Below are 18,011 nucleotides of genomic sequence, written 5' to 3' on the forward strand. Positions count from 1 at the left end.
AGGAATATATTAAGGTATGACTTCCGTAGAGTCCTCAGTGGGGTCGTACCTGAGGTCTTCCAAATTTATCACACCTTCTCTAATGAGACCCTTTATTTCGTCAATCCTCGATAAGACTATCTTAAGGTATTCCTTCGTAACTTCATCGACGACTTTAAACCCTTCTTCTCCCCAATACTTTTCATGGATAGTGTAGAGGCATCTTCCCCCGCAATATTCCTTATATTCACAGACTTTACACTCCTCAGGTAGGGGCTCTTCTAGGAGTCTAAACGACTCAAGGCTTCCGAGTTCTGCCCATTTCTCCCTGACAGCAATAGGGCAGGATAATACCCTACCGTCTGTAGATACTGAAACACTATCATAACCGGCTCCACAAGCCACACCCCTATATTTCTTGAAGAAATACGCACTTATAACCCCTAGGAACGGGACTATCTTAACTATTCTACCTTTTCTCAGTTCAGCCATAAAGTATTCCATAAGCCTCTTAATACCCGGTAAGTAGGATGAGTAAGCCCAATTCTCAAAGTCCCACCTTTCGCTCCAAATTACGTTTAACTGCCAGTGGACTTTGTCAAAGACCCCTAAAGACAACAAGTGCATAACTTCTTCATAGATGTCAGCGTCCTGAGTCACAGCCATCCTGGCAATTGTCTCAACCCCTAAGCTCTTGAGATATGAGGCGTTCTTGACCACTACCTTATATATCCCCTTCCCTCTGTGCTTATCTGTAACTTCTTCCCTCCCGTCTATGGAAAGTAGAGCTACGTCCATTTTCTTCCAGTAAATTTCAGGGAGTAACCTTACGGCTACCCCGTTAGTTTGTATACCCCACCTTTTAGCCCTAATTGTATCCATCACCTGGATTATAAACTTAGGGTTCATTAACGGTTCTCCACCGTAAAATATCACAGTAGCGTTAGGGTCTCTTTCAATATTTACCTTAAGCTTATTTATATCGTACTTGACACCCCACGGCACAGTCTCCTTAGGGAATGAGCCGCCACAGTAATCACATGTGAGATTACATTTTCCCGTGGTAAGTACTAACCAGAGCATTTAACGGCCCAACTCCGATAATAACTCTTTCATCCACAGCATTCCCAGTTTATAATCGTCTACGTATATGTTCTCGTTGAAAGAGTGGATGTTAGAACCGTAGTTATCTACTCCGACTCCATCAGCTATTTGTTTAATGTCCAAATGTCTGCTGATCATTTCCATAGGCCCTGTGCCTGGACTGTTAGGCAATACAACGGGTTCAACACCATAGACTCTCTGGGCTGAGCTTATTAAAGCTCTTGCTATCTCACTGTTTATTGACGTCCTGTAAGGTCTTACGGAACCGTACTTTACGATTTCGACCCCGTAAGGGGCTAAATACTCTTTCAGCAGTTTCAATACTTCCTCAGGGTCTTGGTCTGGGACCAACCTGAAGTCTATCTTCACGAAGGAATAAGAGGGTATTACCGTCTTTGAACCCTCCCCAGTATACCCACCATAAATCCCCGCTATGTTACACGTTGGTTCCTCTATCAGTCTCACCATCCCTCCCTTCTGGACTTTCTGTTCTACTGCTTGTTCTAGGTATCGCTCGTCTATACTTAGGTACTTTTTCTCTTCATCGGTTAACTTCTTGACTTTATCGTAAAAGTGGGGAATTAAAACTCTCCCGTTCTCATCCCTCAATGATCTCAGCACGTAGACTAAATCCCATACGGGGTTCTCTGCAATTGGCGCATACATAGAGTGGAGGTCTTTAGGGGTCTTTTTCCTCAGCTCCACGTACAATAAGCCCTTAACGCCTAAGACTATTTGTGGGGCGTTGTTAGGGGCCCTACCCGAACCCTCCCATAGTATGTAGTCAGCCTTAAACTTCTCGCGGTAGTCTTTTAGGAAATCCTCCATATTAGGGCTTCCGATCTCTTCCTCTCCTTCATACAGAAACTTGATGTTTATTTTTAGTTTATTCTCCCTCATTAGATCTATTATGGCTTGTAACCTTGCGAGGAGTGATCCTTTATCGTCACCTACACCCCTAGCATAAATTTTGCCGTCTTTAACAACGGGATTGAAGGGGTCTGTGTTCCATTTGTCTAAAGGCTCTACCGGCTGAACGTCATAGTGGTTATAAACTAAGAGTGTCTTTGAGGCACCAACGTTTATTTCTCCGTAAACATAAGGGTTTTTAGACTTATGCCTTATTAACTCAGCCTTAATACCGTTTTCTTTCATGTAATCGACGAGAAATCTTGCCCCTTCTTCTCCTTTTCCTTTTGCTGATGTAGTGTCTATCTTGAGAAATTCGAACAAGTCCTTGAAATAATCCACAATATTTAAACTTCTTTGAAGTAAATTAAGTTATGCTTAAGTATGCTGAATACACTCGTCATGGATTAGGAGAACCTCTGGGTAACGTAAACGTCTATAAGAAAGTTGAAGACGGAAAGGTCGTAGCTATACTAAAGGTCCTGGTCTATAAGAATCAATCTTTTGCCGTCTACGAAACTGATAGACTCGAAGGCGGAGAGGTAGTCGAAATTTTACCTAATTCACTGCCTTCAATCCTCAGGGTAGTTAAGAAATACTATGACCCTAAAATTGACGATATAACTGTCCTAGGTGAGAAAAAGTTCGTGGATGACTTCCTAGAAGAGTTTAATAAATCGCTTAGTGACGAAGATCTTAGTCCTCCTAGCTGACTAAGTGATGTAGGCTAGCGGGAACGATAGGTGAGTAGATAGACGCGATGATGAAGAAAATGTGAAGGCAGAGAGGTGAGCGACCATTCATGCACTGAGCTATTACATAGTGTGAGAATTTACCGGGACTACCCAGATGATCACGTACTCCGTCTCATATCCGTCAACATCCCAAACCGGTAAGAAGACTACTGTACCGGGTTTAACGTTTCCAATTGATATACTCACGTTATACTCTCCGAAACCAGATACGTTCTTGACGAAAGTAACGCTTACATCTTTTGTAATCCCAGATATATAGTCAGTATACACTGGGTCGTAGTAAAATGACTTATTTAAATAAAGGTAGAAGTAAATTGTAGAGTTGGGCTTAGCTTCTATAAAGTTTGGTAGTACGTAAAATACAGTTAGGAGCTTAGAGGAGTTGGAGGCATAGTCTACAGCGAAGGTAATACCCCTAACGTTTTGGATAGAATTAGGTACATTTACTAAGGTCAAGTTGTTCTTAACATGAGCTATTAGTGCCTCTTCTGCTTGAAAGTTCGGTTCTTGTACGTCTGCATTAAATACGTAAGGGGTAGGCTCAGCACTTATTTTTTTAATAGGAGCAGTAGTTGTAACAGTCATTCGCGGCGGTGCTACAAAATACGTAGTGACATAGATTACGGCAAAGGCAATCCCTAATGAAAATAATACACCGGTAATTGTTGCTATTAATACTTTATTCACGAATGATAGATCATTTGGAATACTTTATATATCTATTCCAATGTGGAGGTTAGGAAAAGTTTATTTAACATTAAGCGTAATTGTTAATATGCAATTAGATCTACGACAATCTACGAAGAAAGTCTATTACTACATAATGCAGAACAGAAACGGTGTGACATTGAAACAGATCCAAGAAGACTTAGGCTTTTCATCTACAAGCGCAGTGAGGTATCATATTAACAAACTTAAGAGTGCTGGGTTAATCCAAGAGACATATGAAGGAAAGTATGTAATTAAAAAAGTTGTACTCGACGATGACTATATTCTCCTCTTCAACTATATATTACCTAAAAGTGTCTTCTTTGCCTCATTCTTCCTGACGTCCTTCGCTCTGTTACTTTATTTATGGAGACTGGATTCAGTAGGCATGGAAGTGTTTTCTTTAATAGTAGTTTTCATAGCAGGAATAGTTTTCGTATTTGATACCGTGAAGAGGTACACTAAATTTATGAGTGAAGTAAGAGGTAAAATAAGCAACGAGGGAGATGATGACTAATCTCCCTCCAAATAAAGAGGAAAATCTTTCCATAATTCATGTCCAATACTCTATAAAAAACCAAACTAATCAATTTACATTTTCATATTTTCTTACCCTAGTCTGGTAAATAAAAATCGATATACCCCAGACTAGGCCGAATGTAGCTATAATTAGAATCCCTATATTGCTCCACCACACATCTCCGTTTATCAACGCTATTAAATCCCATAGCCCACCGGTTAAACTAAATTCGGACTGTATTAGACCTAAAATCTCTAAGCTCCCTATAAGATACGCTACAATAATTGATACAATAGTCATTGTCATATTATACCAGACTTTTCTCAACGGGTTTCCAATAAATGCCCATCTGTAAGCACCGTTCATGAAGAAACCATCAGTGGTATCTATTAATGACATACCTACGGTAAAAAGAAAGGGGAAAACTAGCAGAGACCAAAGAGGGATTTTAGTAAACGCACCAGCAGTACCTGCACTTATTGCAAGTAGGGCAGTTTCTGAGGCTGTATCAAAGCCCAGACCGAAAAGGAACCCTATAGGGTAAAGGTAGTATTGATTGCTAACAATCTTGAAGAGTTTCTTGAAATATCTATTCATAAACCCCCTCTTCAATAACGTTTCATCGAGCTTTGACTCATCTAATCTTCTGCTTTTAGCTAACTTAAATAACTCGTATATTTCGAAAAGGACTAATAGATTAAGTAAACCTATTGTGTATAAGAAAACTCCGCTGATAAGAGTCCCAAGTATTGAGCCTATATTCTCTAGCTCAGGGATCTCAGACTCAATAGCTCTAGTAGCAATCATTATCGCTACTGAAAGAATTATGACGACTGAAGAATGCCCTAATGAAAAGAATAAGCCCGTAAACGTAGATCCTTTTCCCTCCTGAACCAGTTTTCTTGTAGAGTTATCTATAGCAGCTAAGTGATCAGCGTCTACTGCATGCCTTAGACCGAATAGGTAAGCGAGGACACCTAGTGTAAAAAAGCTTCCCATAATTGTCTTTACTTTTACCTGAAAATTTCCTACTTCTGACGAGATTATATTTAGCCATAAAAAAAGAAATACTGTTAATATAATTTCAATTCCGTAAAATAAAATTATTTTCCACATTTTATCTGATAAATTAGCCCAAGCCATGTATATATGGATAGGTTATCCATATTATAAAGTTTACCACCCATAACATAATTTTTTACCACCGGAATTGTGAATAAACTTATAGAATTATTTTCAAATAGACTTGTCAAATAGCCAAGTAGCTAAGGCGTCCATTGCAAATTGTAATATTTGCTATCCAATTAGTATGATTTATGGACAAATAATACAACACTTGTAAATTAATTCTGCGTAACCTAAACTACAACGCCCTAGACATATGCTTTATATACACTATTCTTGTTGATATTACTTAACGCAGTTTAATAGTTAAAATCTCACTACAATAAGACAAACAGGGATTACAAACGAGATCTCAATCACCCGAAGAAGGCACTAAAATGGTTATGGATAAACTTTTTCTCAAAGAGTTTAAAGAGATGGCAAGATGGGATTAGCTAATCTAATGCTGAAACACTATTACGGGGATTATACCTTAACTTTCTATTCAGATATTATAGTCTTACTTTCAGTGACCCTCATTATATCGAGCTATGTATTATCTCCTTTGAAAGTCCATACTCGCCTCTCCCTCATCATACCAGATATTACGGCCTTATACTTAGTCCTCGTTAGCAAGAATTTGACCATAGGATTAGGACAGGACTTAACCGAGGGGACATTCATCACTTTTTTGCAAATGAGAGGCAAAAGGGCCGTATTTTTGGTCTTTATTCTTATAAACGTAATTCTACCGTACGTCTTTTTCATACTACTATCGCTACTTATCTTCTACTTATCGAATTTTTTCAGTTCTATCGTATATACAGACTTTACATCCTATTACATTTATTCAACCGGGGGAAACCTCGTCTTAACGCTGTTGTTAAAGAGACCTCTCAGATCCTTCTTCATAGGAAACTTGCTCAATGTAAGCGTGATATTCATGTCCTTAACCCAATACCATGTTCCAGTATCTACTCTCTTAGGATTAAGCTTTTACGGCATAAGTTATGTCTTGTTTTTAAGGATGCAACTTTGAGAATCTCAGAAATCTTGTTATCAGTCGGACTGTTAATAATCATTTTAGGCTCCATAATATTCCCTATTTCTACATCACCAGCCACCTATAAAGGAGTATTTACCTTACCTCATTGGGCAAAAACTGCATATTTATTAGGGAACATCACCGTAAATAATACTTATGTCACTACATCATTCACATTAAATAACACAAATATAACTGTTTCAGGTAACATTACCGTAATATTTCACGGAATAAGACTGTTTTACGGTAGCCCTTATAAGGAAGTAGGTATTTCTTTGGCCGCAATTGGTGGAGTCCTTCTCTTAGTGAAGTATTTCTTAACCAGGGGTTCCAAAAGGAGGTTATGATTTCTCTATTGTTTACAGAAAAGAAATTTTTTTATAATCAGTCTCCTAAATATTATTTAGAATGAGTTTTCAACCATTTGGTTACCCTAACAGCCCTATGGGATACCCTAATAGCCCTATGGGGTATGCTTCTGGTTCTATGAATATGATGATGTGCATGCAACCCGTAGGGTTGGGCGGAAAACAACAGATGATCCCTACTCAATATCCAGTAAACTTACAGTATGTCGCCCAGCAAGTTACTATGTACCTAATGGGACAAGGTTTTCAAGTTTTCCCAATGAATGGACAAAATATGGCCATAATCCAAGCACAGCACACAAGTTTATTCGGAGCTCTTACTGGTTCTAATAAGGCTTACACGATAAGGATATGCCAAGGTCCTAATTACGTAATGGTAGAGACTGGTATGACGGATCTAATTCAAGACTTGTTACCTTTAATAGCTAGCGGAGGTGTTGCAGTACTTTCCGATGAAGAACTCCATAATAAGTTATTAACACTGCTCGGAGGAGGTGCTGCTGCATTTGATGCGTACAATGTAGTTAAAGACCTTATGCAAGAAGACCAGATAATGAACACAGTAATGATGGCTGTAATGAGCGCACCTCCCCTATATCCTACACAACAGCCTTATGGACAGCCCACTGCCCCTTATTCACAAGGGTATTACCAGCCCCAAGGCTACTATCTACCAGCACAGCAGTACCCGCAACAATACTCTCAGCCACAATATACGCAACCACAATATAATATTCAGCAAAACGTTCAACAGAGCCAGTCTAACCAAAAGTGTTGGAACTGTGGTGCTTTAGTTCCGTCAGGCTCAAAGTTCTGCCCTAGCTGTGGAGCTTCCCTAATTCCCGTAAAGTGTCCTAAATGTGGATATATTAACCAAGCTAACGCTAAGTTCTGCTCCAGTTGTGGTACACAACTCACCCAGACAAAGCAGACCTCTTAAATGTAAGAGAATTACCCTTTTTAACTGATAATGTGAGATCGTGTCTGTGGAAGTAGTCGAAGCTGAAAACCTTACAAAAAGGTATGGTGATACTGAAGTATTACATAAAGTCTCTTTTATAATTGAAGAAAAGAGCATTACGGCTCTTTTAGGACCTAATGGTGCAGGGAAATCAACGTTACTCAAGATCGTAGCTGGCCTAATTAACCGTTCCTCTGGCAAGATAGCCGTTTTAGGAGAAGACCCTTGGAAAAACGAAAAGCTCCCAAGGTACGTCTCTATCCTTCTAGACAAGCCGTATTTACCGCCCTTTATGACTGTATGGGACGTTTTGAAAGAAGCTAAAAGTGAGTTTGGAGTTGATTACCGGGACGTAGAGGAGATCCTACATACCCTTAACATTACGTCTTTCTTGAAGACCAAGATCAAGGACTTATCTACTGGGACTAAACAGAAAGTCCAAGTTGCTTTTTCCCTCCTGAAACTTCCAAAACTAGTTATAGCCGATGAACCTACTGCGAACCTTGACTTGTCAACCAGGTTTGAAGTATATAATACGTTTGTAAAGTTAGCAAGTGAGGGGAGTGCCATTATAATAGCTTCTCACCTAGCTTCAGAGCTGATCTCGATCTCGACTCACCTACTGGGGCTGAATAATGGGATACTGAGGGTCGCTGATAGACTCGATAGGTTAATCAAGAAAAAGGACATGATGGAAGAATTTTACATAGTTGTTGATGATGTAATAAGGGCTAAGGAATACCTCCAGAGTTATAACCCAGTCATCATGGGGAACCAGATAAAGGTTAGGGGAGAACTACTGCCCATCGTAAAGGCACTGTTGGAACATAACGTTAAAATATTCTACATAAGAAATAGCTTATTAGACAAAACGGTTATGAGCGAGCTAGGGTGGGAATGAGTTGTCGTGTGACTAAAGAGGACTAAAAAATGAGTTATGACTGATAGTACTCGTTACACATCTACTTCTATCCACCCGTTATTGTCTCTGACTTGATACGTTTTTAACCCTAACTTTTCCTTCGGAGCGTCTGGGGCTACATAAGGGGGTTCCAACATATTGCCTGTTCTAAGGTCAAATACTGCGTAGTGACATGGACACCTAACTGTCATTTTCTCTTCATCTAATTGAGTCAATATACATCGTGCGTGTGTACAAACAGCGTCTATCCCATAAAAAGTGTCGTTTATTTTAGCAATGAATATTACCTTATCTTCTACTTTAACTGGTGCAAACTTGGCTTTTTCTAACGCTTTAGAACTGATTGTACGTTTCCAAACCATAACAGAACTTATGTATTAAAGTATTAAAAATTAAATTTAGCTTTTTTAAGTCGTTACAATCCATTTCCTCACCAAGTAGGAAAATAGGAAACCGCCCAAGATCGTAGTTACAATAGCCATGATTATTATTTGAGAATATTGATCAGTATCTATAATTCCACTCGTCAGACCTAGAGTAGCGACCACTAACCCAACCTCGCCTCTAGGTAACATGCCCACGGAAGCTATGAGAGAGCTTTTTACCTTTTTAGTGACGAAGAAAGCTACAGGGAAAATACCAGCTATTTTCCCTATTACAGCTAAAAAGCTCATGAGCAACCCTAATAATAAGTCGTTAATGTTCAAAAACGTAGTATAAGGGGTTTCCATCCCCACATAGATGAAAAAAACCGGCCCAAAAATCGATAGTAAGGTAGAAGTAAATTGGACAATCCTCACAGACTTAGCGCTCTCGGCAATTGCTACTCCGGCTACAAAAGAAGCAATAATAGGAGAGAAACCGAGAAGTAACATGATGAGGACAAGGGTAAACAGAATTACGAGTGACACATTATTGATCAAATTATCATCTATCCTCCCGATAATTTTCGGGATAAAGAATACTGCTGAAAACAATATAATTAACCAAGCTGCAATTATCTCTAATACATTAATAGCCACTTTCCCAACTGACAATGTTTTTAAGGATACTACTTCTAAGATAACCGACAATATAATTAGAGATACTACGTCGTCAAGTGCTGCGGCTGAAATTACCAACCTCGTAAAATCGTGTTTATATAATTTATACTCCTCTATAATCGATGAAGTCGCGGCTAAACTTGTCGCCGCACTAGCCGCACCCATAATTGCCGAAACAGCTGTACTATATATTATAGAAAACGTAGCATAGACTAGATACGTAGGGATAACAGCACCTGCTGTAGCTGCGATGAAACCTGGTAACCCTGATTCCCTGAGCCCTTTGAAGCCGTGTGATAGCCCTGCAGCAAATATTAGGAGTACGACCGAAAAATCAGCAAATAATACCAAGTAAGAGTTTACTGAGAAGATCGATAGTCCTACCAAATTGTTTATATAGCCGCCTAATGCGTATGGGCTTAAAGCTATTCCGACAAATATTTCCGCTATTATTATAGGCAGGTAAAAACGCTGACTAACAAGTCTGCCCATCTGCGCGAAGGTAAGCAACGTAAATAGCTCTAGTAGTGTCAGATATACAACGTCACTAGATTCTACCATAACCTCACTATATTACGATCACTAGATTTATTTTTAATGCTCTCAAATAAACTCTATGGCACTGTTAAGAAGAGGAGAAAAGAAGATCTTCCATATAGATTCACTAAACCAGCACATGAGAGAAGTCATAAAGACTGTTATGGACGTGAACCTGAACGATGTAGTGAGATATTATGGGCTGAGATACCTTTCGCCAAAAATCGGAGAACCTATATTTATCCCCTACGGAAGGTTAGACGGAAATTTCAGAAAATTCGAAGACGCGTTTGATAAGCTATACGAGGAAATCGAAAAAGTAAAGGAGGAAGGGTTAAGACAATACTCTGAATGGTACCCTAACTCTATGTTTCTAAATCATTACAGAATTGTTTTCTATTCTTATACCGATCAAGATGACGGAGTATTATACGGAATAGGGGCTGAACCCTTAGCGGTTACACCGACTACATCATACCCTATAGATAAAATTCAGGACGGTGATGTAGTAGTAGGGATGCAATTATTTAATATCGCCTTAATGAAAGGCCTGAAACTTAAGTTTTACGACCTAATTCGGGACAGAAGGGAAGAGATCATAGAAGCTTATAACTGGCTATACACACAATTCCACGCCAAGTATGATACCAAGGATAAGGTGTTCCTCACTGATATTGCTACTTATTATATGAAGCGGTTTTTCGGAGTCATCGATAACTTGGCTAAGAATACAGAGTTTGCAACAGAACTAAAGGGTAAAAGAGCAATAGTGCCTATAGTAGAAAGCAGAGCTAAAAAAGACGGACCTATAAAAGAAGTCATGGAAAAAGAGTTTTATGATTACATAGACCAAGGGAACTATTACAAAGTAGAGGCAATCCCCGCTATCTATAATCGTGAATTCGTAGGTAAACTGCTGAAGGCTATAATGAACGGTTTTGATGAAATTCTATTACTCTCCGAGAAGAAGATACAGATCCCGGAAGAATTGAAGGAACTAAAGGTCACGGACCAGGGAGAAAGGTTTGTACTACTCAGCAAATGACTTCTCCCTTTTTTCCTAAAATAGGGGTTAGGGTACGTAAACCTCGTCAAGGGGATGGCTCCCTTACTTATATGCGACTTTGTTGAGGCATTTTTACCAGTGTCAGCCGACCCACTCCGCAGCTCAATTGAGGGCCTAGTAGGAATGAGGGAAGGTGTATCTTCATCATCTCTCCTTCACGGGATCCAGAGGCTTTCTGTAATGAATTCCAGAGTAGGCTTCTGATCCTAACTACACTCCACCAAATGTAGTCCCAAAACATGGTGGGAAAGGTGAGCCCTCTGAGAGAGAATCCCGATCAGGAGAAAGTTAGTTTTTGTCCTTGTACCACAAGAACATAGGCGAAATCAAAGATAGGAACAGCAGGTATATTGGCAGGTGGTCATAGAATATGGAGAGTACATAACCAATAACTGTCGGAGATAGTTTGATCATGTTCGTAGACCCTAGTATCGAGAGACCGGAAAGTGCCACTGAGTAAGCTAAGGTATAGGGGACTATGATAAAGACAGAAGGATCTGAGTAATACTCTGCAAAAGGGATTGCCATTATTATTGAAATTACTAAACTCAAAGTACACAGAGAGATAATACTAGGTAATATCATATCGACTCCTAACCTGTTGATAACTAGGTAGTACTTTCTTGGAAAAGGCGAGAAGACCTTATAGGTAGCAAATGAAGATAAACTAAAGCTCAATACCATGAGAAACATAGTCATGAATTGTCCGTAAGGTATGGAGTGGTAATTTACGCTTTGCCTCAAAACTGAAGACGAGTTTAGGATAACTTCGTTCCCGTCAACGACTATTTCTGTAATATTACCTGAACTAATTACCTCATCAGCGTAGGTGCTATAATAGAACGTTGATGAGTCCGATAAAGTCTTTACTTCAATTTCTTTATGTATTGACGTAAAATTTATTTTTAATACGCCATCGTATTTAGGAGGGTGAGAAATAATAATACAAAAAAACCCGTTTGTCGAATTGACCTTAATATTGTTAACTGACACCTCTACGGGTACACCTTGACCCTTATAATTAAATACATAACCGTACACATGTATAGTACCGCCTAAAACATAATACCCGCCTACAATATCCACAATATGGGGTCTGAATGCAAAAACTAATAACGAAATTATAATGGTTATGAGAAAGATAGAGTAGGGGAACTGGTGTTTAAAAACCATTCTCAAGGAATAGGAGAGCTTCATCAATATCTACCTCTCTTGTCTCAAACTTGTGCTTTCCTCTAAATCTCATTTCAAGTGTGTCGTCTGCTATGTTCTCTAGGTAATATTGGTACTTATTCCCGCCATCTTGTATAACTTTTATGACTTTAAACTTTAGTCCTTTTTTCCCGGTAACATGTACGATTTTACCCCTGCTCAGGACGATAAAAAAGTCTACTAGGTCGTAGATTGTACTGGGTTTATGACTAGTTAATATTACTCCACCCCTAAATTCCTTAACCTCATTTTCCATCCCTACGAACTCATCAACCAGCAGGTAGTCGGGGTCTTTTACCAGTTGTAGTCTAAAGGCGAGCTTCTTTAGCTCGATATAGGATAAATCCTTAATTTTCCTGTTATCATCACTTTTTTCTCCTGCAAACCCGAGGACCTCTCTTACAGTATAGTTAGGAGGAAATAAGGGTACTTGAGGTACATAGTCTACCTTTCCGTCAATTAATACTCTCCCTGAAGAAGGCCTTCTTAAACCGGCTATGATTTCGGATAAGAGCGTTTTACCGGATCCGTGATACCCTACAATTCCGACCTTTTCACCCTTAACTACAGCTAGAGATATATCATGGAGGACTTTAACACCGTGTATTATTAAGTCTACGTCCTTGAGTTCCACGTATAAACGTTAGAATAGATACCAAAAAATTTTGTCAAAGACTGTGAAAAATGGCTCATAAGCTGTTTAAGATACTGTTACCTATTAGACCTCTTATAGACTTCTAGTACTGATACGTAATCACTTTCACCGTAGCCCAAGGCTTCAACCATCCTATATAGCTGTAATGCTATGGAAGATAACGGGTTAACTACCTTTACATTCTGCGTTTCTTTATTTATTATTTCGAGGTCTTTTCTCATGTGTTTTACAGCAAACTGGGTCGAATAATCATTATTTATCATCTTCGGTACTTTCAGCTCCGACGTGGGAGACTTAGCACTACCGTATAGTGCTAGGACTTTATGGACGTCTTCTGGTTTCAGACCTGACTTTACCCCGAAATTATAAGCTTCTGCTAAAGCAGCGACGTATACTCCTACCATTAAGTTGTTTACGAGCTTTGCATATAAGCCCATTCCGTTCCCTCCCATATATAGTATAGTAGAAGCTGTCTCTGACAAGATGTTTTTAACATCTTCTACTTTTTCCTCAGGTCCGCCTAGTAGTACTGTTAGTTTCTTTTGCTCAGCAAATATTGAAGTGCCAATTACAGGTGCGTCATACATGTAGCCACCGTTCTCTGATACTTTTTTAGCTATGTTAATAGACACTGAGGGGGAAATGGTTGACATATCGATTATTACTTTTCCCTTTGTGTAGGGTACTAAGGGAGTCAGGAAGTTACTAACTGCTTCATCATCAGCAAGCATTGTAATTAAGACGTCGACTTCTTTGATTAGTTGAGTAGGGTCTTTGACGTATTTTACATTGTATTCTTTGCTAAATTGTACTGTTTTATTCTCCGTTCTATTATATACTACGTCTAACTTACCGGCCTTTACCAAGTTCGCACCTATCCTATAACCCATTATACCTAGTCCAGCTAAACCTATTTTCATTTAGTAATTCGACAACCAACGAATGAATAAAAAGTTTACCTAGGTAAGACTTTAGGATTTTTCAAACGGGGCATTTCATTAATTTTGACTTAATCTATAATGTAAAATTACGGACTGCAAATGAAAAGTTTTTATTGACTTTTGATAATTTATATTAAGTTATAAGAATAACAAATAAACAACTTTTTATTTAAACAACTTTTCAATTTTTTTATGCCAAGTAATTACGTCCATTCTACCATAGCCTCAACACTGGCATGGGCTGGAAACATTTACGACCTACTGTTACTTACATATGTGTATTCCTTCCTAGAGAAAGAGTACGGAATAGACTTTTTCGAATTTACAATTCTGTTTGCCCTAGGTTTGATAGGGAGGGTAATTGGCGGGACATATTTCGGCAAAATAGCTGATAAAATAGGTAGGAAACCGGTACTAGCTATAGGTACAGCTGGGTATTCCTTATTCCAGCTTTTGTTGGCTTTCGCTCCCGATGTAGAAGTCCTTTACGCTTCGAGGCTACTTGAAGGGATATTTATGGGCGCTCAATGGACCGCAGGGACTGTACTAGCCTATGAAAATGCACCTTATAACTTGAAGGGCATTGTTACCGGCATTGTCCAGTCTGGTTACGGAATAGGATATGCGTTTACCGGAATTACATACATATTCTTGGGCAGTGATCCTAGGCTCTTCTTAGTTACCGGGAGTTTACCGCTGATCTTAGTACCTTATATGAAATTGATAAATGAAAGTAAAGTTTCAGCTCACACAGCCCACTTTGGAATAAGGCTAAAAGACTACTTACCAATCCTTTTGAAAGCAACAGCCGGGATGGTAGGAATGTTCTTAGCTTATTTCGCTGTATTCGGGAACTACACGGTTATAGCGAATGAGTATCTTGACCTAAAACCTTACACTTTAGGCATTTTAATGACAGTTGCAAATCTGGGACTAGCGTTGTCTTTTATTCTATTTGGTAGGTTAGCTGATAGATTCGATAAGAAAAAATTAATATATATAGGTGTTGCAGGTTTACTTTTGTCATTACCATTGGCTGTACCATTACTCAGACTCCCTCCTATACTCCCAATGGCCGGGGTAGTAATCTATGCCTTTTCAACCGGCTTTTGGCCCTTAATGCCCTTGTTACTTGCAGATGCTGTCCCCACGGAAGTAAGGGGGTTCTTATCCGGGTTTGCTTATAATATTGGCGGTATGGTAGGAGGGTTCGGAAACATCATACTGGGTATCATAGAACAATTTTTCGGTGTCGATTCTCTTGTAAAAGCTATAGACATAACAGGTTTATTTGCAATATCTGTAGTATTAGTAAGTGTTATAACATGGCCTAAGAGTAAGGGGAATGTAGTTCTCTTGGAGTGATAACGAATAAAGAAGAAAAAGGCTTAATATTTTAAAAAATAAAGAAGTAATTAAAATTTTATTGATTTATTTTTTCTTTAATTTCTCTATTATTTCTTCGGTCTTTTTGATATAAGTATCTAGTGCAGTCTTTATATCCTTCAAGCTCATTTTAGTCTGGTTTTCCTTTAACTTATCCAGTTTCCCTAAAACTTCCTTTACTTCTTTTTCTAAGTCGTCTACTTTTTTACCTTCCTTCTTAGCTTTGGCTAACTCAGAATTCAGGCTATTATGTATGGAAGAAGTCACTTTCGTAATGTCTTTCACTATAGTCTCTTTTTCATTGTAAGTCTTAGATTTAACCTCCTCTAATAGTTTCTTTAATTCCTCTAACATCCTTTCTGAATACTACTTGTATGCAAAAGTTTTAAGGTTTTTCACTTTAGTTACGAATAGCCTTCTCGTAACCATGACCAGAATATTTCCATAAGATAATACGACCAACATCACAATAAAAACCCTATAAACTCGCATTGAACACAACCTCAATTAGACAGGCTACAAAAACTTTCCGATGGGCCCACCACCTTATATACTCTAGACTAAGTAAGGTGTTACTCATGAGCCTCATTGAACACCTAAAACTGAGGAGAATAAGGAAATCGATACGGAATGCCTACATACATTACCCTTCTAGCCTAGAGATAAAGAAACCTTCTGTATAATCAACGTAAGGTATAAAACGCTTGTAGTATACGGTTTTTGCATTAACCGACTTTATTACGTTTTCACCCTCTTCCGGGAAAAGTGAGCACGTAGCGTATACTACGTTGTCCGAAAGCGTTAAGGCGTTTTCTAACAATACTTCCTGTAGCTTGGATAATTCCTGAACCCTTTTCTCCGTTAGTCTAAGCAATACTGTCGGTTCATTAGCTATCATACCAGAAGAACTGCAAGGAGCATCTAGGAGCACCTTATCAAATTTCTTTGAAAAAGAGATATACCTTGCATCAGCATGGATAATATTAACTTTATTCAGGTTTACCCCAGCACTCTTCATGAGGGCTATCTCTTTCCTCAACCTCTTATAGTCCAATTCCGTAACCGTTAAATTAACGCCGTTATCAGTCAAAGCCATCACCAGAATTGACTTTATACCGGGTGCGGAAGTCATGTCAAAGATCGTCTCACCCTTCTTAGGATCCAACGTATTGACTACACTAACACTCGCCTTATCTTGGATAATTATCTTATAGTCCCTAAATTCTTCTAACTTCGTGAGGTCACCTTTTAATACCTTATATAAGTAAGGGATTTGGGAGTCCCTCTCTATTAGAATATCTTTATCTTCAATTCTCCTGATTACCTTGTCTTGGTCTCCTTTAAGTGTGTTTACCCAAAACCAAGTGGTCCTCATTTTGAGGGACTCTTTGAGCTTTCTCAGGTCGTACAGTTCTGAGAGCTTCTTTTCCATCCAATCCGGTAATTTTACCTCACCGTTACCACTTAAGAACTGTCCCACTTTTTTCCTCCTACTTTTGCCTCGTAAGGAGTAGTACTGTAAAACTAAGAGCCTTGCCTTATCATATGCGGTTGCTCCATCGACCTTGTAACCTTTCATCTGTTTTGCTTTCTTAAACGCTACTGGTAACGGGTATCCCTTCTCTACGTAATAGAGGAACCTGCTTAGTAGAAGTTCTAACGACATTAGGCTATATCTGGCATAAATATTTAAATGTGTAATGAGATAATTCTCTTATGAAAGTCGAAAGGATAGAAAAATTATACTTTGAGCTAGTGTATTCGATAGAGGACGCCAATGACACGAAGGAACTCTTGAACAAAGTTTCACGCTCATTATACCTTTTACTAAAACTCGTATATTTACGCCACGGTGAGCTATCAAGGACGGTAGGCAGAGAGATAATGAAGTTCTTATACGCTGAAGAAAGTGAGGAAGAAAAAGTTGAGAAGCTGGGGAAAATTGTTAGTTTACTTAGAGAAGAGGCCATAACGACCAAATACCCCTATATTGATTTCTACATGCAAAACTTCGTGAGCGAGATGGACAGGCTAATGATAAAGAAAGGGTTCAACTTCTTCTTAACTTCTAACGGTGAATCCAAGACCTCTTAGCAACCAGTCGTCAAGTGAGAAATCAAAGTACTTACCTTCGTATGAAATTACTTGAGCGTTGAAGATATCCCCTATCTGTTCACATACACTTAACATACTCCTCCTTTTCCCGCCTATATTTACTACTCCTTTTATACCCCTTTTTACTAAGCTTGATATAATCTCTGATGCCTCATCTACTGTTACGGGAGATACATAGAAGTTAGAATTACACTTAATAGTCCTTTTCCCTTTCAAAATACCCTTAATGAAGGGGTGAAATATCCCCCTGTAAGTGGTCGAATATAGAGCACCTAACCTTACTACAAGGTAGTTTCCCAACGACATAATACCGGTCTCCGCTGATAGCTTGCTGAGCCCGTAATAGTTTAGCGGGTTTGGTGTAGAGGTCTCGGTATAATACCCCTTCCTACCATCGAACACCATAAAAGTTGACAGGAAAACGTTAGTAGAACTTACTTTACTCGCGCTTCTTGCTACATTTATAGAATACCACGTATTAATGTTCCAGGCAGTAGATGGGTTCCTATTTGACTCGTCGTACGGCACTTCAAAAGTATGGATAACGACGTTTGGTCTTTCCTTTACTACCCGTTGAGGAGAGTCAATTATCACTACTTGTTTAAAATGCCTAGCTATACTCTTAGCTAGTTCACCTTCGTCAGTAACTCCAACTAACAAAGTGAATAGTTAATAAGCTTC

Annotated in this window: 22 protein-coding genes; 10 read left to right on the plus strand and 12 right to left on the minus strand. The window is 38.9% G+C overall.

What is annotated here, in order from left to right; translation table 11 throughout:
• Positions 1 to 9: 9 nt before the first annotated feature.
• Positions 10 to 1,062 (minus strand): radical SAM/SPASM domain-containing protein, encoded by a 1,053-nt coding sequence (locus tag KN1_RS07695; RefSeq protein ID WP_221286809.1) that lies wholly within the window; start codon positions 1,060 to 1,062, stop codon positions 10 to 12.
• The gene (locus tag KN1_RS07700) at positions 1,063 to 2,334 is read right to left on the minus strand and encodes a M20/M25/M40 family metallo-hydrolase (RefSeq protein WP_221286810.1); all 1,272 of its coding nucleotides are present in this window, start codon (positions 2,332 to 2,334) and stop codon (positions 1,063 to 1,065) included.
• Between the two features lie 32 nt (positions 2,335 to 2,366).
• Here KN1_RS07700 and KN1_RS07705 point away from each other — a divergent pair, with 32 nt between their 5' ends.
• The gene (locus KN1_RS07705; RefSeq protein WP_221286812.1) at positions 2,367 to 2,705 is read left to right on the plus strand and encodes a hypothetical protein; all 339 of its coding nucleotides are present in this window, start codon (positions 2,367 to 2,369) and stop codon (positions 2,703 to 2,705) included.
• 102 nt (positions 2,706 to 2,807) lie between these two features.
• On the opposite strand, the gene KN1_RS07710 is transcribed toward KN1_RS07705, so the two are convergent.
• The gene (locus tag KN1_RS07710) at positions 2,808 to 3,434 is read right to left on the minus strand and encodes a hypothetical protein (protein ID WP_221286813.1); all 627 of its coding nucleotides are present in this window, start codon (positions 3,432 to 3,434) and stop codon (positions 2,808 to 2,810) included.
• Between the two features lie 88 nt (positions 3,435 to 3,522).
• Between KN1_RS07710 and KN1_RS07715 the strand changes: the two genes are divergently transcribed.
• On the plus strand, positions 3,523 to 3,972 hold the full coding sequence (locus KN1_RS07715) for a winged helix-turn-helix domain-containing protein (RefSeq protein WP_221286814.1): 450 nt from the start codon (positions 3,523 to 3,525) through the stop codon (positions 3,970 to 3,972).
• A gap of 69 nt (positions 3,973 to 4,041) precedes the next feature.
• Here KN1_RS07715 and KN1_RS07720 read toward each other — a convergent pair whose 3' ends face one another.
• Positions 4,042 to 5,118 carry a HoxN/HupN/NixA family nickel/cobalt transporter gene (locus KN1_RS07720; protein WP_225905622.1) on the minus strand — a complete coding sequence of 359 codons (1,077 nt, stop codon included), beginning with the start codon at positions 5,116 to 5,118 and terminating at the stop codon, positions 4,042 to 4,044.
• A gap of 406 nt (positions 5,119 to 5,524) precedes the next feature.
• On the opposite strand from KN1_RS07720, the gene KN1_RS07725 reads away from it, so the two are divergent.
• The 4 genes from KN1_RS07725 (at position 5,525) to KN1_RS07740 (ending at position 8,354) form a co-directional block, all read left to right on the plus strand.
• Positions 5,525 to 6,118, plus strand: a complete 594-nt coding sequence (locus KN1_RS07725) for a hypothetical protein (RefSeq protein ID WP_221286815.1) — start codon at positions 5,525 to 5,527, stop codon at positions 6,116 to 6,118.
• Complete coding sequence (locus tag KN1_RS07730) at positions 6,115 to 6,471, plus strand: hypothetical protein (RefSeq protein ID WP_221286816.1); 357 nt, start codon at positions 6,115 to 6,117, stop codon at positions 6,469 to 6,471. The genes KN1_RS07725 and KN1_RS07730 overlap by 4 nt, the downstream gene beginning before the upstream one ends.
• 61 nt (positions 6,472 to 6,532) lie before the next feature.
• A complete protein-coding gene (locus KN1_RS07735; RefSeq protein WP_221286817.1) occupies positions 6,533 to 7,432 on the plus strand; it encodes a zinc ribbon domain-containing protein in 900 nt (299 codons plus the stop codon).
• Between the two features lie 46 nt (positions 7,433 to 7,478).
• The gene (locus tag KN1_RS07740) at positions 7,479 to 8,354 is read left to right on the plus strand and encodes an ABC transporter ATP-binding protein (RefSeq protein ID WP_221286818.1); all 876 of its coding nucleotides are present in this window, start codon (positions 7,479 to 7,481) and stop codon (positions 8,352 to 8,354) included.
• A 53-nt stretch (positions 8,355 to 8,407) separates the two neighbouring features.
• On the opposite strand, the gene sdx is transcribed toward KN1_RS07740, so the two are convergent.
• Positions 8,408 to 8,737, minus strand: coding sequence for a sulredoxin (sdx, locus tag KN1_RS07745; RefSeq protein WP_221286819.1), 330 nt, complete (start codon positions 8,735 to 8,737; stop codon positions 8,408 to 8,410).
• Between the two features lie 45 nt (positions 8,738 to 8,782).
• Positions 8,783 to 9,979: a cation:proton antiporter gene (locus KN1_RS07750; RefSeq protein WP_221286821.1), complete on the minus strand. Its 1,197-nt coding sequence runs from the start codon at positions 9,977 to 9,979 to the stop codon at positions 8,783 to 8,785.
• A gap of 55 nt (positions 9,980 to 10,034) precedes the next feature.
• Between KN1_RS07750 and KN1_RS07755 the strand changes: the two genes are divergently transcribed.
• Both KN1_RS07755 and KN1_RS07760 read left to right on the plus strand, forming a co-directional pair.
• Positions 10,035 to 11,000 carry a hypothetical protein gene (locus tag KN1_RS07755; protein WP_221286823.1) on the plus strand — a complete coding sequence of 322 codons (966 nt, stop codon included), beginning with the start codon at positions 10,035 to 10,037 and terminating at the stop codon, positions 10,998 to 11,000.
• 54 nt (positions 11,001 to 11,054) lie between these two features.
• The gene (locus tag KN1_RS07760; protein WP_221286825.1) at positions 11,055 to 11,225 is read left to right on the plus strand and encodes a hypothetical protein; all 171 of its coding nucleotides are present in this window, start codon (positions 11,055 to 11,057) and stop codon (positions 11,223 to 11,225) included.
• An 84-nt stretch (positions 11,226 to 11,309) separates the two neighbouring features.
• Here the strand turns inward: KN1_RS07760 and KN1_RS07765 are convergent, their stop codons facing one another.
• From KN1_RS07765 to KN1_RS07775, 3 genes are all read right to left on the minus strand, one after another.
• Complete coding sequence (locus KN1_RS07765; RefSeq protein WP_221286827.1) at positions 11,310 to 12,218, minus strand: hypothetical protein; 909 nt, start codon at positions 12,216 to 12,218, stop codon at positions 11,310 to 11,312.
• A complete protein-coding gene (locus KN1_RS07770; protein WP_221286830.1) occupies positions 12,184 to 12,867 on the minus strand; it encodes an ATP-binding cassette domain-containing protein in 684 nt (227 codons plus the stop codon). The genes KN1_RS07765 and KN1_RS07770 overlap by 35 nt, the downstream gene beginning before the upstream one ends.
• A gap of 77 nt (positions 12,868 to 12,944) precedes the next feature.
• Positions 12,945 to 13,808, minus strand: coding sequence for an NAD(P)-dependent oxidoreductase (locus KN1_RS07775; RefSeq protein WP_221286832.1), 864 nt, complete (start codon positions 13,806 to 13,808; stop codon positions 12,945 to 12,947).
• A gap of 213 nt (positions 13,809 to 14,021) precedes the next feature.
• Here KN1_RS07775 and KN1_RS07780 point away from each other — a divergent pair, with 213 nt between their 5' ends.
• Positions 14,022 to 15,194: an MFS transporter gene (locus tag KN1_RS07780; RefSeq protein ID WP_221286833.1), complete on the plus strand. Its 1,173-nt coding sequence runs from the start codon at positions 14,022 to 14,024 to the stop codon at positions 15,192 to 15,194.
• 66 nt (positions 15,195 to 15,260) lie between these two features.
• Here the strand turns inward: KN1_RS07780 and KN1_RS07785 are convergent, their stop codons facing one another.
• Together KN1_RS07785 and KN1_RS07790 are read right to left on the minus strand one after the other, a co-directional pair.
• Complete coding sequence (locus KN1_RS07785; RefSeq protein ID WP_221286835.1) at positions 15,261 to 15,569, minus strand: hypothetical protein; 309 nt, start codon at positions 15,567 to 15,569, stop codon at positions 15,261 to 15,263.
• A gap of 289 nt (positions 15,570 to 15,858) precedes the next feature.
• On the minus strand, positions 15,859 to 16,881 hold the full coding sequence (locus tag KN1_RS07790; RefSeq protein WP_221286838.1) for an RsmB/NOP family class I SAM-dependent RNA methyltransferase: 1,023 nt from the start codon (positions 16,879 to 16,881) through the stop codon (positions 15,859 to 15,861).
• 50 nt (positions 16,882 to 16,931) lie between these two features.
• Between KN1_RS07790 and KN1_RS07795 the strand changes: the two genes are divergently transcribed.
• Entirely contained in the window at positions 16,932 to 17,309 is a 378-nt protein-coding gene (locus tag KN1_RS07795) for a hypothetical protein (RefSeq protein ID WP_221286841.1), read from the plus strand.
• Here KN1_RS07795 and KN1_RS07800 read toward each other — a convergent pair.
• Positions 17,277 to 17,990, minus strand: coding sequence for a sugar nucleotide-binding protein (locus KN1_RS07800; protein WP_221286843.1), 714 nt, complete (start codon positions 17,988 to 17,990; stop codon positions 17,277 to 17,279). The genes KN1_RS07795 and KN1_RS07800 overlap by 33 nt on opposite strands.
• Between the last annotated feature and the right edge of the window lie 21 nt (positions 17,991 to 18,011).

The organism is Stygiolobus caldivivus (assembly GCF_019704315.1).
In the GTDB taxonomy this organism is placed as follows: domain Archaea; phylum Thermoproteota; class Thermoprotei_A; order Sulfolobales; family Sulfolobaceae; genus Stygiolobus; species Stygiolobus caldivivus.

What these genes read in the sequence shown, in the direction of transcription:
- KN1_RS07695 (WP_221286809.1), bottom strand. Translation starts at nt 1,062, where the DNA reads ATGCTCTGGTTAGTACTTACCACGGGAAAATGTAATCTCACATGTGAT.
- KN1_RS07705 (WP_221286812.1), top strand. Translation starts at nt 2,367, where the DNA reads ATGCTTAAGTATGCTGAATACACTCGTCATGGATTAGGAGAACCTCTG.
- KN1_RS07715 (WP_221286814.1), top strand. Translation starts at nt 3,523, where the DNA reads ATGCAATTAGATCTACGACAATCTACGAAGAAAGTCTATTACTACATA.
- KN1_RS07720 (WP_225905622.1), bottom strand. Translation starts at nt 5,118, where the DNA reads ATGGCTTGGGCTAATTTATCAGATAAAATGTGGAAAATAATTTTATTT.
- KN1_RS07725 (WP_221286815.1), top strand. Translation starts at nt 5,525, where the DNA reads ATGGGATTAGCTAATCTAATGCTGAAACACTATTACGGGGATTATACC.
- KN1_RS07735 (WP_221286817.1), top strand. Translation starts at nt 6,533, where the DNA reads ATGAGTTTTCAACCATTTGGTTACCCTAACAGCCCTATGGGATACCCT.
- sdx (WP_221286819.1), bottom strand. Translation starts at nt 8,737, where the DNA reads ATGGTTTGGAAACGTACAATCAGTTCTAAAGCGTTAGAAAAAGCCAAG.
- KN1_RS07750 (WP_221286821.1), bottom strand. Translation starts at nt 9,979, where the DNA reads ATGGTAGAATCTAGTGACGTTGTATATCTGACACTACTAGAGCTATTT.
- KN1_RS07755 (WP_221286823.1), top strand. Translation starts at nt 10,035, where the DNA reads ATGGCACTGTTAAGAAGAGGAGAAAAGAAGATCTTCCATATAGATTCA.
- KN1_RS07760 (WP_221286825.1), top strand. Translation starts at nt 11,055, where the DNA reads ATGGCTCCCTTACTTATATGCGACTTTGTTGAGGCATTTTTACCAGTG.
- KN1_RS07765 (WP_221286827.1), bottom strand. Translation starts at nt 12,218, where the DNA reads ATGAAGCTCTCCTATTCCTTGAGAATGGTTTTTAAACACCAGTTCCCC.
- KN1_RS07775 (WP_221286832.1), bottom strand. Translation starts at nt 13,808, where the DNA reads ATGAAAATAGGTTTAGCTGGACTAGGTATAATGGGTTATAGGATAGGT.
- KN1_RS07780 (WP_221286833.1), top strand. Translation starts at nt 14,022, where the DNA reads ATGCCAAGTAATTACGTCCATTCTACCATAGCCTCAACACTGGCATGG.
- KN1_RS07785 (WP_221286835.1), bottom strand. Translation starts at nt 15,569, where the DNA reads ATGTTAGAGGAATTAAAGAAACTATTAGAGGAGGTTAAATCTAAGACT.
- KN1_RS07790 (WP_221286838.1), bottom strand. Translation starts at nt 16,881, where the DNA reads ATGTCGTTAGAACTTCTACTAAGCAGGTTCCTCTATTACGTAGAGAAG.
- KN1_RS07795 (WP_221286841.1), top strand. Translation starts at nt 16,932, where the DNA reads ATGAAAGTCGAAAGGATAGAAAAATTATACTTTGAGCTAGTGTATTCG.